The organism is Aurantimonas manganoxydans SI85-9A1 (assembly GCF_000153465.1).
GTDB lineage: Bacteria > Pseudomonadota > Alphaproteobacteria > Rhizobiales > Rhizobiaceae > Aurantimonas > Aurantimonas manganoxydans.
The window spans coordinates 893,771-905,836 of the sequence record NZ_CH672387.1; the positions used below are offsets into that span (position 1 = coordinate 893,771).

The 12,066-nt window shown below is 67.1% G+C and carries 13 protein-coding genes and 1 pseudogene; 5 read left to right on the top strand and 9 right to left on the bottom strand.

Annotated features, from left to right (window positions below; translation table 11 throughout):
• Window positions 1-3: 3 nt before the first annotated feature.
• The 5 genes from SI859A1_RS04275 to SI859A1_RS04295 all read right to left on the bottom strand — a co-directional run bounded on the left by SI859A1_RS04275 (window position 4) and on the right by SI859A1_RS04295 (window position 3,570).
• Window positions 4-468: a DUF302 domain-containing protein gene (locus SI859A1_RS04275; RefSeq protein WP_148233727.1), complete on the bottom strand. Its 465-nt coding sequence runs from the start codon at window positions 466-468 to the stop codon at window positions 4-6.
• A 47-nt stretch (window positions 469-515) separates the two neighbouring features.
• Window positions 516-1,142, bottom strand: coding sequence for a peptide-methionine (S)-S-oxide reductase MsrA (gene msrA, locus SI859A1_RS04280; RefSeq protein WP_040325233.1), 627 nt, complete (start codon window positions 1,140-1,142; stop codon window positions 516-518).
• A 192-nt stretch (window positions 1,143-1,334) separates the two neighbouring features.
• Window positions 1,335-1,760 (bottom strand): GlcG/HbpS family heme-binding protein, encoded by a 426-nt coding sequence (locus tag SI859A1_RS04285; protein ID WP_009208625.1) that lies wholly within the window; start codon window positions 1,758-1,760, stop codon window positions 1,335-1,337.
• Between the two features lie 54 nt (window positions 1,761-1,814).
• Complete coding sequence (locus tag SI859A1_RS04290; protein WP_040325235.1) at window positions 1,815-2,147, bottom strand: hypothetical protein; 333 nt, start codon at window positions 2,145-2,147, stop codon at window positions 1,815-1,817.
• A 136-nt stretch (window positions 2,148-2,283) separates the two neighbouring features.
• Window positions 2,284-3,570 carry an Hsp70 family protein gene (locus tag SI859A1_RS04295; protein WP_009208626.1) on the bottom strand — a complete coding sequence of 429 codons (1,287 nt, stop codon included), beginning with the start codon at window positions 3,568-3,570 and terminating at the stop codon, window positions 2,284-2,286.
• Window positions 3,571-4,440: 870 nt separating this feature from the next.
• Between SI859A1_RS04295 and SI859A1_RS21280 the strand changes: the two genes are divergently transcribed.
• A complete protein-coding gene (locus SI859A1_RS21280) occupies window positions 4,441-4,632 on the top strand; it encodes a hypothetical protein (RefSeq protein ID WP_148233728.1) in 192 nt (63 codons plus the stop codon).
• A 237-nt stretch (window positions 4,633-4,869) separates the two neighbouring features.
• Here SI859A1_RS21280 and SI859A1_RS04300 read toward each other — a convergent pair whose 3' ends face one another.
• The 4 genes from SI859A1_RS04300 to SI859A1_RS21815 form a co-directional block, all read right to left on the bottom strand.
• Window positions 4,870-5,109: a hypothetical protein gene (locus tag SI859A1_RS04300; RefSeq protein ID WP_420804747.1), complete on the bottom strand. Its 240-nt coding sequence runs from the start codon at window positions 5,107-5,109 to the stop codon at window positions 4,870-4,872.
• Between the two features lie 95 nt (window positions 5,110-5,204).
• Window positions 5,205-5,534 (bottom strand): GIY-YIG nuclease family protein, encoded by a 330-nt coding sequence (locus SI859A1_RS04305; protein WP_040325237.1) that lies wholly within the window; start codon window positions 5,532-5,534, stop codon window positions 5,205-5,207.
• 602 nt (window positions 5,535-6,136) lie between these two features.
• A complete protein-coding gene (gene lepA / locus SI859A1_RS04310) occupies window positions 6,137-7,948 on the bottom strand; it encodes a translation elongation factor 4 (protein WP_009208631.1) in 1,812 nt (603 codons plus the stop codon).
• A 152-nt stretch (window positions 7,949-8,100) separates the two neighbouring features.
• A complete protein-coding gene (locus tag SI859A1_RS21815; protein ID WP_192847182.1) occupies window positions 8,101-8,508 on the bottom strand; it encodes a twin-arginine translocation signal domain-containing protein in 408 nt (135 codons plus the stop codon).
• Between the two features lie 282 nt (window positions 8,509-8,790).
• Here SI859A1_RS21815 and SI859A1_RS04320 point away from each other — a divergent pair, with 282 nt between their 5' ends.
• The 4 genes and pseudogenes from SI859A1_RS04320 (at window position 8,791) to SI859A1_RS20715 (ending at window position 12,064) form a co-directional block, all read left to right on the top strand.
• The gene (locus tag SI859A1_RS04320; protein ID WP_009208633.1) at window positions 8,791-9,267 is read left to right on the top strand and encodes a CYTH domain-containing protein; all 477 of its coding nucleotides are present in this window, start codon (window positions 8,791-8,793) and stop codon (window positions 9,265-9,267) included.
• 100 nt (window positions 9,268-9,367) lie between these two features.
• Window positions 9,368-10,339: a CHAD domain-containing protein gene (locus SI859A1_RS04325; RefSeq protein WP_009208634.1), complete on the top strand. Its 972-nt coding sequence runs from the start codon at window positions 9,368-9,370 to the stop codon at window positions 10,337-10,339.
• Between the two features lie 371 nt (window positions 10,340-10,710).
• On the top strand, window positions 10,711-11,070 hold the full coding sequence (locus SI859A1_RS04335; RefSeq protein ID WP_009208635.1) for a hypothetical protein: 360 nt from the start codon (window positions 10,711-10,713) through the stop codon (window positions 11,068-11,070).
• Between the two features lie 36 nt (window positions 11,071-11,106).
• Window positions 11,107-12,064, top strand: a pseudogene (locus SI859A1_RS20715) (IS630 family transposase).
• Window positions 12,065-12,066 lie beyond the last annotated feature (2 nt).

The following is a 12,066-nucleotide window of genomic DNA, read 5'->3' on the forward strand; positions in this document are numbered from 1 at the left end:
CCGCTACTGGTCCGCCGATGCCGCGTCTGTCAGCTTGCCCAGCGCGCCCTGCATCGCTTTGATCGACGGATGGTCGGTGGCGAAGCCGTAGCGCTCGGCAAGCTCGGCCGGATCGACATAGCCGAGCATGGTGACGCCGTCCTCCTCCCAGACCAGTACCTTCTGGGGCAGGTCGATGGCGACGTGACGGTTCTCGGCGATCAGCGGCGTGCCGAGCTTCGGATTGCCGAAGATGACGAGGGTCGTTGCCGGAATCCCGGTGTCGATGGTCGCGGCGTTGGCCTGGTGATCGACGGTCGCCATGACCTTTGCTCCGGCCTTGTCCACCGCCGCGGTCAGGGCGGACACTGTGTCTGCCACCGATTTGGCACTCTGCTTCGTCACCCAGTCATCCGCCGCCCTGGCCGGCAGGCTCATGATGATCAGCGCGGCGGTGACGGTGGCGATTGCGCCAATGTGAGATCGCATGGGGCTTGTCCTTCCGATGGGGGACGGGGCTCGGCGCAGGTGGGCGATCAGCCCATGGCGTCCTTGATGCCCTGATAGGCCTTGTCGCCCCACACGTTCCGGACCCGGGCGTTACGACCGCAGCTGAAGCGATAGTACTTATATTTCAGCGCGTTCTTCTTGTAGTAATCCTGGTGGTAGCCCTCGGCGGGCCAGAAGGTCGGGGCCGAATTGATGGGGGTCACCACCTTCGGCAGATCCTTGGCGATGGCGGCCTTGGAGGCCTTGGCCTTCTGCACCTGGCTCTGATCGGTGGCGAAGATGGCCGTCGTATAGGCGTGGCCGCGGTCGCAGAACTGGCCGCCGGCGTCGGTCGGATCGACGGAATGCCAGAACACGTCGAGCAGCTGATCGTAGCTGACGCGCTTCGGATCATAGGTGATCTTCACCGCTTCCACGTGGCCGGGGTGGTTCTGGTAGGTGGGGTTCTGGTTCTGCCCGCCGATGTAGCCGGAGGTGGTGTCGAGGACACCGGCGAGATGGTCGAAGTCGCTCTCGACGCACCAGAAGCAGCCGCCGGCGAAGATCGCGGTCTCGGTGCTCTGGGCGGCGACGCCGCTCGGCATCAGGCTGGCGCCTGCCGCGAGGGCTGCGGCGGCGAGGCCCGCCAATGCGAATCCGGTTCGTCCTGCCATGGTCTCGTTCCCTTGCTGGTCTGGGGCCGCCGCCCGTGTCGGCACCATTGGTGCGCGATGGGAGGCTGCGGGCTCAACACAAGCTTCGGTGAGGCGGGGCGAATTGTTTCAGGCGGAACGATAAAAAGATCGGCGGGCGGTGTCGATGCGGCGGAGATCTCCCCGCCGCATCGGGGTCGCTGGACGGAAGCGTCAGCCGCCGTCGGCGGTGAAGCCGGCGGCCTCGATGCCGGCGGTGGCGGCGGCCTCGTCATTGTCGGAGGTGTCGCCGGTGATGCCGACGGCGCCGAGGATGACGTTGCCTTCGCCGCGGACCAGGACGCCGCCCGGCACCGGCACCAGCACGCCCTTGGCGAGTGCGTTCATCGACTGGATGAAATAGGGCTGCTGCTCGGCCCGCTGCCAGATCGCCCGCGAGCCCATGCCCATGGCGATGGCGCCATTGGCCTTGCCCATGGCGATGTCCGGGCGCATGCGCGACGAGCCGTCGGCGCGCTCCAGCGCGATCAGCGCGCCGCCGGCGTCGAGAACGGCGATGGTCAGCGGCTTGAAGCCCTTGGCGGCGCCCATCTTCATGGCCTCGGCGATGATGATGCGGGCCTTGTCGAGTGTCAGCATGGTGTTTCCCTCCGAATGGATTGCGCCCGGCAGATAGCACAGGCGGGGAGGGAGTCACCTATTGGCGGAGGACGCGTCGCACGGGGCGGGGTGGTTGGTGAAGCGCACGCCGGCCTCGCCGGGACGGCTCCAGATCAGCTCGACCTCCTGGGTGGTCCCCTCGGCGAGATCCTGCAGGAGGAAGATGCGCGGCAGATCGACATCGACGATGAACTGCAGCCGGGCGCCGGTCTCGGAGCGGTCGATCATGGCGCAATCGGCGATGACGGCGTTGCGCATGGAGAGGACGCGCTGGGGCCGCAGCCGCGTGCGCACCCGGCGGGCGCTGCGCTTGTCGCGACCCTGAAAGCCGGTCGCCTTGCCCCATCTGGCCAGCAAACTGCCCATTGCTTTCACCGCGTCTGTTCCTTGCAATCAGTATCGCCGAGATTCCTTAACCGGGCACAACCCGGCCGCTGGAATCCGGCGGAAAACCGCGTCCTGTGGTCGCAGCCGGCCGGCTGCTCGCCGGCCCCTCTCCGGTTCAGGCGAAGCGGCGGGCGGCGTCGATGGCGAGGCCCAGGCCGACCGAGCCGAAGGCGTCGGACTGGGCGATGCGGGCGGCGGGAAAGCGGGCGGTGGCGGCGGCGCGCACGGCCGGCACCTGGGCGCCGCCGCCGGTCAGGATCACCGTCTCGATCGCCTGCGGCCCGACACCGGCCGTCGTCAGCGCGTCGTCGATGGCGCCGCGTATGCGGCCGACCAGCTCCGCGGATGCGGCCTCGAACTCGGCGCGGGTGGCGGGCGCCTCCAGAAGCAGGCCGAGCTCCTGCAGCCGGATCGTGGTCGCGTCGGTCTCGCTGAGGGCGATCTTGGCGTTCTCGACGGCGCCGGCGAGGCGATGGCCCGAGCGGTGGACGAGCAGATGCTCGAAGCGGGCGAGCTTCTCCGGCTCGGCGGCCTCGCGGGCGAGACCGCGAATGTCGCGCAGGATCTTGGCCGTATAGAGCGTGTTGACCCGGTGCCAGGTGGCCATGTCGTTGAAGTACCAGACCGGCAGGCGGCGCTTGCCGTCGGCGGTGTGACTGCCCATGCCGAGGCTGGGCATGACCCGGGCGAGCGACAGCACCCGGTCGAAATCGGTGCCGCCGACATGAACGCCGGTCGAGGCGAGGATGTCGTCCAGCCGGTCGCCGGCGGCGGATCTGGCGCGCTCGGGCGACAGGCGCACCACCGAAAAGTCCGAGGTGCCGCCGCCGATGTCGACCACCAGGGCGAGCTGCTCGGCCGCGATCCGGCTCTCGTAGTAGAGCGCGGCGGCGACGGGCTCGAACTGGAATTCGATGTGGCGGAACCCCTCGGCGCGGGCGGCGGCGGCGAGCTGGTCCTCGGCGGTCTGGTCGGCGCCCGCATCGTCGTCGATGAAATGCACCGGCCGGCCGAGCACGACGCGGTCGGTGGCGACGGCGTCCGGCCCGCCCTCGCTGCGGGCGGCCTCGGCCTCCAGCTTTCCGCGCAGATGTTTCAGGAAGCGGCCGATCAGCGCCTCGAAGCTCATGCGCTGGCGCCCGATCGGGGTGGTCTCGGCCATCAGCGAGGTGCCGAGGATCGACTTCAGCGCCCGCATGAAGCGGCCCTCGGCGCCGTCGACATATTCGAAGATGGCGGCGCGGCCAAAGTAGGTGCCGCCATCCTCGAGGCTGAAGAACAGCGCCGAGGGGATGGTCGGGCTGTCCGCCTCGACCGGCACCAGCGCCGGCGCGCCGCCGGGCGCAGCCAGCGCCAGGGTGGAATTGGTGGTGCCGAAATCGAGGCCGGGAAAGCGGGGCATTCGTGAAACTCGCGGAAGGAATCGGCCGCGCGCCCGGAACGGGACGGGGCGCAGGCAAAACAGTCGGGCAGGGCGGGACGGCGAATCGGAAGCCGCGGTGTCTAGCCGATGCACGGCCCAAGATGAAGGCGCGCGGACGTATTTCCGCGCCCGATCCGGGCCGGAGCCTGACAGGCCCGTCTCCCGCGCCGGCGGCCGGGGGCCGTTTCGGCGGGATCGTCTGGCCGCCCGGGTCGCCGCCACGGGGCGGAACGGGCGACGGCGCGCCGGAGGCGAACCCTCCGATGGTTTGGTCTTACGGTCCGCCTCCGGCGTGCCGCGCGGTGGGTGCCGGAAACGCGGGCGGGGTCTCGTCACCCGTCCGCTGCCGAACCATTCCCCCGCCGCCGCCGGCTGATGCCAGGGCGAAGGGTTCCGGGAAGGTGCCGGCAGGAGCACGACCTCCCGCCCGGCAACGTGCCGCCTTCCCCGCAGAACGGAAGGCCGGCTCGGCCGTCACCGGCCCGGTTCCGCCGCTCCGGACGCGACATGAACCGGCACCGCCCGCCAGGATTGCTCCCTTGGCCCCCGAACGATCCCGGTGATCATTCGCGCCCGTTTCGCGGGCCGGCGGTGAAAGGATGATGCGGGAGGTGGGGGAGGGTGGGGAGAAGTTTTTGTTGGGGGTGGGGTGGGTTCCCCTCGTGGTTCGACAGGCTCACCATGAGGGGGCGGAGGAGGGCGTGCTCAGACTGAAAGTGTTGGGCGGGATGCAGAACGATGTTGACAGCTGCCGAGGGTTTTGCCATGTCATAAACATTGGTGCCGAACCGCGCCAAATTCCGCCCGGCTCTGCCGGGTTTTTTTATGATCGGATGAAACCCGGCCCTAATGTCCCCAGACTTCTGGGTTCTGGTCGGCCTCTCGATCAACGCGCTGACCCTGTCGGTCAACTTCCTCAGCTTCTGGTACTCTGCACGTCGTCCGGCCGCGCGAAAGCGCGCCCGTATTGTCGAGCGCGAGCTGCGTTTTGGAAATTGGATCGTCTGGAAAGCGCGTGATCGAGAGACTACCAGCTCCTAGCGCCCTCCTGCGCCCGCTTTCATTTTTAAATGACGGGAACGAATGATGACGCACGCCTATAGGTCTGGGTGAAACGAACCTGCCAACTCTGTTTCAGTGCTTAATGCGGCGTATGAGCAGCACACAATGAGCTTTGCTCTTTGCCCATCCGGTCCGTCCGCAAACCTCACAGCACGGTCCTTCTCCTTGCGCACCTGACCCGGTTCATCCGGTGGCTCTGGTACCGGGACCCGCGAACTACCCCCCAACGAAAACGATCACTACGACCAGTGCGGCGATCCAGACGAACAGGCCGAGCCAACCTGCCATGTTGGATTCGACCAGTATGCGGCCATCGGTCTCGTGTCGGAAACCGAACCAATTGAAGCCGCCCTCACTGCTGCGGAGCGTCTGAACCCTGAGCTTGCCGAAACTCAGGGCGGGCAGCAGGAGTCGGGCGGTGGTGTAGCCGACGACGTCGCCTATCATGTCGAACACGGTTGGGTATCCTCATCGCTGGCTGGCAGCTGGTGCGTTGTCGTCATGGTTCGACAGGCTCACCATGAGGGTGCAGGGACCGGGGGCTGGTTGCGTCAGTCAAGCGTGGCGGGTGGCTGGCGGCGGAGGTCCGGGCCGGTGCGGGTGGCGGCGAGGGCGGGGAGGCGGTGGTAGCGCCGGGCAATCAGCGCTTCCTTCTTGGCGCGGGTCCAGCCCTTGATCTGTCGCTCGCGGGCGATGGCGTCGAGCATGCGATTGTAGGTTTCGGTGAAGACCAGGACGACGGGGCGGCGTTTGCGCGTGTAGCCATCATAGAGGCCCTCATTGTGCTCCCACAGCCGGGCGTCGACCGGCTGCTTCGTGAGGCCGGTGTAGTAGGAACCGTCGGCGCAGCGCAGGATGTAGACCGTGGCTTCGAGCGGCATGGGCTGGTCCCGGTCTGGTGGCGGGGTGCGCTCGTGGGGAGCGCTTTGGTGGGAGCGCGCGTCGGCGGGCTGATCCTTCGGCAGGCTCATCCTTCGACAGGCTCACCCTTCGACAGGCTCAGGATGAGGGATCTGGCGGGGCGAGGCAATCGGGGTTGGACGTTGGTGCGTCACCCTCGTGGTTCGACAGGCTCACCATGAGGGTGAAGGGGATGGCGTGCCGGCTCTAGCGGCCTGCGCGGTTCGCGCCTGGACGATAGACGTGAGGGGCGGGGAAGGCCGAGGGCGCTGCCAGCGTGCCTGGGGCCTTGGGGGGCTGGGGCCCGGGAGCCCGGGAGCCGGACGTAACCGAACGCCGCCACTTCGTTGCAATGGGCGGCGTGAGCCTGCGGAGGTCTACTTGCGCTGCCAAGTGTGCTGCTGCGGACCGCACTGCGGCCGACCGCATTGCTAGAAGGTCGCCGGCGTCAACTTGCGTGCAATTGCGTTAAGCAGTTGCGGTCGTGGGATCGTTCCGGGTGCGGCAGCACTTGTCATCTAGACGCGGCGGTTCAGGAACCCCTCATGGTGAGCCTGTCGAACCACGAGGGGTGCCCGGCGCCTCAGCTGTCCATCTTCAAAGCAGCGATGAAGGCTTCCTGGGGGATGTCGACCTTGCCGAACTGGCGCATGCGCTTCTTGCCCTCTTTCTGCTTGTCGAGGAGCTTGCGCTTGCGGGAGGCGTCGCCGCCGTAGCATTTGGCGGTGACGTCCTTGCGCAGGGCCGAGATGGTCTCGCGGGCGATCACCTTGCCGCCGATCGCCGCCTGGATCGGGATCTTGAAGAGATGGTTGGGGATCAGCTCCTTCAGCTTCTCGCACATGCCCCGGCCGCGGCGCTCGGCCTGGTTGCGGTGGACCAGCATGGAGAGCGCGTCGACCGGCTCGCCATTGACCATGATCGACATCTTGACGAGGTCGCCCTCGCGGTAGTCGGCCATGTGGTAGTCGAAGGAGGCGTAGCCCTTGGAGATGGATTTCAGCCGGTCGTAGAAGTCGAAGACCACCTCGTTGAGCGGCAGCTCGTAGGAGACCATGGCGCGCTTACCGACATAGGAGAGGTCGGTCTGGTTGCCGCGCCGCTCCTGGCACAGCTGCAGGATGTTGCCGAGATAGTCGTCGGGGGTGAGGATCGTGGCTTTGATCCACGGCTCGTGGATCTCGGCGACCTTCATCACGTCCGGCATGTCGGCCGGATTGTGCAGCTGGATGGTCGAGCCGTCGGTGAGCTTGATGTCGTAGACGACCGAGGGCGCGGTGGCGATGAGATCGAGGTCGAACTCGCGGGACAGGCGCTCCTGGACGATCTCGAGGTGCAGAAGCCCGAGGAAGCCGCAGCGGAAGCCGAAGCCAAGGGCGGCCGAGGATTCCATCTCGTAGGAGAAGCTGGCGTCGTTGAGCCGCAGCTTGCCCATGGCGGCGCGCAGCTCGTCGAAATCGGAGGCGTCGACCGGGAACAGGCCGCAGAAGACGACGGGCTGGGCCGGCTTGAAGCCCGGCAGCATGGACGTCGTCTGGCGCTTGTCGTCGGTGATGGTGTCGCCGACGCGGGTGTCGGCGACTTCCTTGATCGAGGCGGTGATGAAGCCGAGCTCGCCGGGGCCGAGCGCCTCGACCTGGACCATGGCGGGGGTGAAGACGCCGACCCGGTCGACCGGGTAGCGGGCGTCGGTGCCCATCATGCGGATGGTCTGGCCCTTCTTCAGCTCGCCGTCGATGATGCGCACGAGGACGATGACGCCGAGATAGGCGTCGTACCAGCTGTCGACCAGCATCGCCTTGAGTGGCGCCTTGCGGTCGCCCTCGGTGGGGGCGGGCAGGCGGTGGACGATGGCCTCCAGCACGTCCTCGATGCCGAGGCCGGACTTGGCCGAGATCATCACCGCGTCGGAGGCGTCGAGGCCGATGACCTCCTCGATCTGCTCCTTGACCTTGTCGGGCTCGGCGGCCGGCAGGTCGATCTTGTTGAGGACCGGGACGATCTCGAGATTGGCGTCGAGGGCGAGATAGACATTGGCCAGCGTCTGCGCCTCGACGCCCTGGGCGGCGTCGACGACCAGCAGCGCGCCCTCGCAGGCGGCCAGCGAGCGCGACACCTCGTAGGCGAAGTCGACATGGCCGGGCGTGTCGATGAGGTTGAGGACGTAGGTCTCGCCGTTCTTCGCCGTGTAGTGCAGGCGGACGGTCTGGGCCTTGATGGTGATGCCGCGCTCGCGCTCGATATCCATCGAGTCGAGGACCTGGGCCTTCATGTCGCGCAGTTCCAGCCCGCCGGTGGACTGGATCAGCCGGTCGGCAAGGGTCGATTTCCCGTGGTCGATATGGGCGACAATCGAGAAATTGCGGATGTGGTCGAGGGGCGTATTCGCGGGCATGGTGCTCATGCCGCGCGATATAGAGATTTGTAACGGTTCTTGGAAGCGCCGTTTCGCATGGACGGCCAGCGCGCAGGGCAGATGTGGCCGCGAAGGCGCGGCGGCGGACACCGAAGTGCCGCCGCCGCCAAGCTCAGGATGGGGCGTTCAGCCTAGTCGCAGAGGGTGACCGGGCCGACATCCACGCAATCCCTGCGGCGATCCCGCCGCCGCCGACGCCGCCTGTGCCGCTCGCGCCGCCGCCGCCTGCGCAGGTCACGCCGCCGTTCGCGCCGATGCCGCCGCCGCCGCCGACGACGCCTGCGCCTGCGCCGCCGATCGTCGCGGTACTGGGCGACCTCGTAGCTGCCATCGTCCTCCCCGTCGGGCAGGGCCGGATCCGGATCGGGCTCCGCCGCATCGGCCGGGGCCGTCAGGATGACCGACGGGGCGACGAGCGCCAGACCGCCGGCCACGCCGAGACCGATCAGGAACCGGCGGCGCGACGGCTCGGCGGTGTCCTCATCGGGTGGCCCGGCATCACGCCGTCCGGCTCCGTATTTCCAAAACATCCATTGCATGCTGTCCTCCAAGTCGACGCCGCCTGGGCGCCGTGCTGCCAGCTTCGAGCATGACCGGTGCGGCAATCCGGTCGGCCAGGCAGCGCTGCCAGAAGGAAGACATAGATGTGTGAGAGAAATGGTCCAGTCAAAAGCGTCATATTTTGAAGGAGATGCTCGCGGCGTCGGCATATTGTTCCGCAGGGGAATGACGGTGATTGCTGCAATGTCATGTGGCGGGACGGCGATTCCGGGCTCTCGGGTCGGCAATGACGGCATTCTGCGCCGTGCAGGCGGCGCCTGATGGGGTTGGAGATCGAGCGCAAGTTCCTGGTGGCGCATGCCGGCTGGCGGGCGCAGGCCGTCGGCGCGGTGCGGCTGGAGCAATTCTACCTGTTCAGCCGGGAGGACGCGTCCGTGCGGGTGCGGATCCGCGATGGCCGGGCGGCGCGGCTGACGATCAAGACCGGCCGGGACGGACTGTCGCGCGGCGAGTTCGAATACGACATTCCGCTGCAGGACGCGGTGGAGCTGCGCGAGAGCCGGGTCGGCAAGCTGGTGGAGAAGACCCGCCATATCGTGCCGCTGGAGGGGGGCTGGCAGGCGGAGGTGGATGTCTTCACCGGGACGCTGGACGGGCTGGTGATGGCGGAGATCGAGCTGAAGACCATGGACGATGCGCCGCCGTTGCCGGATTTCCTCGGCCGCGAGGTGACGGGCGATCCGCGCTATTTCAACGCGCAGCTGGCGGTGGAGGGACGGCCGCCGGCCGAGGCATGAGACGGCGCCGGCTTGGCAGGCGGCGACCCGGCGCCATCTTCGCGAAGGCGCGGCCGGCGAGGTCGGCGCGCCGCAGATCCGATTCGAAGGTGCAGATGCCATGGCCTACAAGCTCGACCCCGCCGCGCCGCTCGATGCCGAGTTCCGGCGCATCGCCGGCGAGCAGCTGCGCCGGGCGGAGCGGGTGCTGGTGGCGGCGGATGGCGACCCGAATGCCGCCGTGCACGAGGCGCGCAAGCGGCTGAAGAAGCTGCGCGGCCTGACGCGGCTGGTCCGCGATGCACGGCCTGCCTTCCACGCAAAGGAGAATGCCCGCTACCGCGATCTGGCGCGAAGCCTGTCGGGGGCGCGCGACAGCGGCGCGCTGGTGGAGGCGCTCGACCGGCTTGCGGATCATTACGGGGCGGAGGTGGCGCCGACCGTCTTCGAGCATGTGCGCAGCGAGCTGACGGCGCGGCGCGAGGCGGCGACGTCACGCGATCTCGGCCCGGCGATCGAGGCGGCGGCGCGAAGCCTGGGAGCGGCCCGCCACAAGCTCGACGGCTTCGTCATCGCGCCCAAGGACAAGACGGGCGACGCGGCGGCGATCATCGCCGAGGGCTTTGCCCGCACCCATGATCGTGCGCGGTCGGCGCTGGCGACGGCGCGCAAGGAGGGCGACGACGAGGCCCTTCACGCGCTGCGCAAGCGGGTCAAATATCACTGGATGCATCTGCGGCTGATCGCACCGCTGTGGCCGGAGGCGATCGCGCCGCTGACCAAGGCCGCCAAGGCGATCGCCGACGGGCTGGGGCTCGACCATGATTATGCAGTGATGGGCCAGCACATCGCGGCAGAGCCCAACGCCTTCGGCTCGCCGCGCGAACTGGCAGTGCTGGCGGCGCTGATCGACCGCCGTCAGGCGGAGTTGCGCGCCGCTGCGCTCGATACGGCGCGGCGGCTCCTCGCCGACGATCCGGACGGCGTAAAGATGCGGGTGAAGCGGCTTTACCGGGCCGGGCCGGCGCGGACGGCGAGCGATCCCGACGCGCCGGTCGCCTCGCCGCTGGAGGTCCTGCGTCAGGCGGGTTGAATCGCCGCGCGGCGGCCAAAACTCTCAGCCCCGCTATCCGATTGCTTCGTCCATCGGCGCCAACGGCTTGCGCGGCGCTGCCGCGAACTTGCCGGTTGTGAGGCCGGGGAGGGGGCAGCTAATTGAAAGCAAGCTCGCACAATCGACTGGGTGGCGACTTGCAAGATATGTCTGCGATCGGCGGGTGCCGAAGGGGTGGGTCAGTAAACGCAAGGCTATTTCCGCTGCTCGCGATTATATTTGTATCGAAAGCAAACTAGTGGTTGCCTTTTCGCACTCCGCTTAATTCTATTAACTCGTGGCGCCACGATTGCGTGTGAAGCGCAATGAACACAGGCCGTCTCATGCTGGCTGAGCGAAAGGTGTAGCGAATGTCGAAGGTGCTGGACGAACTCGCCGCTAGCGCGGACGATCTGGAAAAAGATTTGGCGCGGGCGCTGAGGGCTTACCAGGACACAAAGGCCGAGAAGGGGGGCTCCCGTCGTATCGGCTATGAGCCGCGCGACATCCGAAAACTAGGCGCTGTGACCGTCATCGAAAGCCGAGTGCGGAAGCAGTCGAGCGGTTTCGATGGTGTACCCTCACACTTGAGCTACGAAGCTATCGTTCTTTCCTACCCAGACCGCTTCGCTGATGACGTTGTTGCCATCGCCGCCGAACGGATGGGCCAAGAAGCTCATCTGCTAGAGCGTCGGACTGAATCCCAGAATCCCCGGTTCGCTTCCCTTTAAGCCTTCACCGTGATTCCCTCGTGTTGGAGGTGGATCATGAGCAAAAGCTATTCGATTGATCTGCGTGAACGGGTCGCCGGCTTCATCGACAAGGGGCAGTCTCGTCGGGCGGCGGCTCGCCATTTTGGCGTTAGCGAGAGCTTTGCGATCAAGCTGGACCAGCGGCGAGTCCGGTCAGGATCGATCGCACCGCAGAAGCAAGGCCGCCCTCGCGGTAGCGGAAAGCTGGAGGTGTTTGAGGCCTTTCTGATCGGCGTCGTCGAAGCCAAGCCCGACATCACCATGCCGGAACTGGCCGCGCTGCTGACGGAGGCGCACAGCGTGACCGCCGCCCCGGCGGTGCTGTCGCGCTTTCTGTGCCGGCGCGGCTTCACATATAAAAAAATGCCTGATGGCGTCGGAATGCGCACGCGCCAACGTGCGTGAGGAGCGCCGGGTCTGGAAGACCAAGCGCCAGCCCCGGATGCGATTGGCGCCGCAGCGTCTGGTGTTCATCGACGAGACGTCGGTGACGACCAAGATGGCCCGGCTGCGCGGCCGTAGCCGGCGCGGCCGGAGACTGCGCGCCGACGCACCCTTCGGCCACTGGGGCACCCAGACCTTCATTGCCGGCCTGCGCTGCCACGAACTAACCGCACCCTGGGTCATCGACCGGCCGCTCAACCGATCCGCCTTCGACACCTACATCGAGACCCAGCTCGCGCCGACGCTGCGCAAAGGCGACATCGTCATTCTCGACAATCTTGCTGTCCACAAAAGTCAGCGGGCGGCCGAGTGCCTTCGACGAAGAGGCGCCTGGTTCCTATTCCTGCCACCCTATTCGCCGGATCTGAACCCGATCGAGATGGCGTTCTCAAAGCTGAAGGCACATCTGCGCAAGGCTGCCGCCAGGACATTCGACGATCTCTGGAAGGCCATCGGCGATATCTGCGGCCTCTTTGAACCAGAAGAGTGCTGGAACTACCTCAAGGCCGCGGGATATGCGTCTGATTAAGC

Bases quoted from the DNA above. Each gene is read 5' to 3' on its own strand.
- SI859A1_RS04275 (WP_148233727.1), bottom strand. From the start codon at position 468: ATGCGATCTCACATTGGCGCAATCGCCACCGTCACCGCCGCGCTGATC.
- msrA (WP_040325233.1), bottom strand. From the start codon at position 1,142: ATGGCAGGACGAACCGGATTCGCATTGGCGGGCCTCGCCGCCGCAGCC.
- SI859A1_RS04285 (WP_009208625.1), bottom strand. From the start codon at position 1,760: ATGCTGACACTCGACAAGGCCCGCATCATCATCGCCGAGGCCATGAAG.
- SI859A1_RS04290 (WP_040325235.1), bottom strand. From the start codon at position 2,147: ATGGGCAGTTTGCTGGCCAGATGGGGCAAGGCGACCGGCTTTCAGGGT.
- SI859A1_RS04295 (WP_009208626.1), bottom strand. From the start codon at position 3,570: ATGCCCCGCTTTCCCGGCCTCGATTTCGGCACCACCAATTCCACCCTG.
- SI859A1_RS21280 (WP_148233728.1), top strand. From the start codon at position 4,441: ATGTCCCCAGACTTCTGGGTTCTGGTCGGCCTCTCGATCAACGCGCTG.
- SI859A1_RS04305 (WP_040325237.1), bottom strand. From the start codon at position 5,534: ATGCCGCTCGAAGCCACGGTCTACATCCTGCGCTGCGCCGACGGTTCC.
- lepA (WP_009208631.1), bottom strand. From the start codon at position 7,948: ATGCCCGCGAATACGCCCCTCGACCACATCCGCAATTTCTCGATTGTC.
- SI859A1_RS21815 (WP_192847182.1), bottom strand. From the start codon at position 8,508: ATGCAATGGATGTTTTGGAAATACGGAGCCGGACGGCGTGATGCCGGG.
- SI859A1_RS04320 (WP_009208633.1), top strand. From the start codon at position 8,791: ATGGGGTTGGAGATCGAGCGCAAGTTCCTGGTGGCGCATGCCGGCTGG.
- SI859A1_RS04325 (WP_009208634.1), top strand. From the start codon at position 9,368: ATGGCCTACAAGCTCGACCCCGCCGCGCCGCTCGATGCCGAGTTCCGG.
- SI859A1_RS04335 (WP_009208635.1), top strand. From the start codon at position 10,711: ATGTCGAAGGTGCTGGACGAACTCGCCGCTAGCGCGGACGATCTGGAA.